This is a genomic window from Methanoregula sp., from assembly GCF_002835825.1.
Lineage (GTDB): Archaea > Halobacteriota > Methanomicrobia > Methanomicrobiales > Methanospirillaceae > Methanoregula.
Genome location: NZ_PIZH01000810.1, coordinates 1 through 1,003, shown reverse-complemented (window position 1 = coordinate 1,003; position 1,003 = coordinate 1). Strand labels below are relative to the sequence as shown.

Sequence of the window (1,003 nt, the reverse complement as noted above, 5' to 3'; positions counted from 1 at the left end):
AATAAGTGATCCCCATACTAGATACCGAAGGAAAACTCCCCAGCACCCTGATTGTATACAATGAAATTATCGGGCAGCGTGCACAACAGGAAGAGATTAAAAAGAAAAAGGAGGAGATAGCAGCCCTCAAAAAGCGGTCCGACGTGATCGGGATGGAGAATCCGCTCCCGATCATGGTTATGGATATCTCCTTCCGGATCACGCTCGCAAATGATGCATATTGCAGGCTCAGTGGCATATCGCGGGAGAAGCTCATGACCATGAACGCAAAGAGCTTCCGGATTGTCGGACAGAAAGGAGAGGGACTTAAAGTCGTGCTGCAACAGAAAAAGAGAAGCTTTGGCGAGGTAACGGTTGAGTTCCCCGGTTCGACAAAGACCCTCGAGCAGTACGGACTTCCCCTGCTGGACGAAGCGGGAAATCTTACCCATATTCTCACGGTCTACAATGATGTCACTACCCAGCGTGAGCAGGAGAAGAAGATCGCGGAAATGATAGAGGCGACCCGTGCCGGTAAGGAATTCCTTGCTGCAAGTGCAAGCGAACTTGAAACTGCCATGGCACATATCGCTCAGGGGGATTTTACCCAGAAATTCAGTATTGACGATGCGGATCCCCTTGTCAAACTCAAAACCGATTACAACACGGCCATCGATTCCATCCGGGGCGCGATGGAAGAGCTGGAGAGAGCCATGCTTCAGCTTGACAAGACAATCAATGGACTGAACCGCAGTACCAATGAGATCTTAAAGGCAACCGAACAGGTCGCGGTTGCTTCCCAGAAATCAAGCGACAATACCAGTGCAAACCTTTCTTCAGTCGAGAAACTCAGTTCTGATATCAGTGAGATCTCTGCATCAATTGAAGAGATTGCCAGCACATCCCAGGATGTTATGCAGCATGCCGAAAAAGCTTCACAGGAGGGTCATGTTGCGGCTGATCTTGGCAAGGTTGCTACAACAAAGATGCAGATGGTTGAGAAGATCTCTTCTGAAAGCGTGAA

1 protein-coding gene is annotated in these 1,003 nt (G+C 49.2%); it reads left to right on the top strand.

From position 1 onward, the window contains the following. Positions 1 to 152 precede the first annotated feature (152 nt). On the top strand, positions 153 to 1,003 hold an 851-nt coding region (locus CW742_RS15375), incomplete at its 3' end, for a PAS domain-containing protein (protein WP_292421938.1).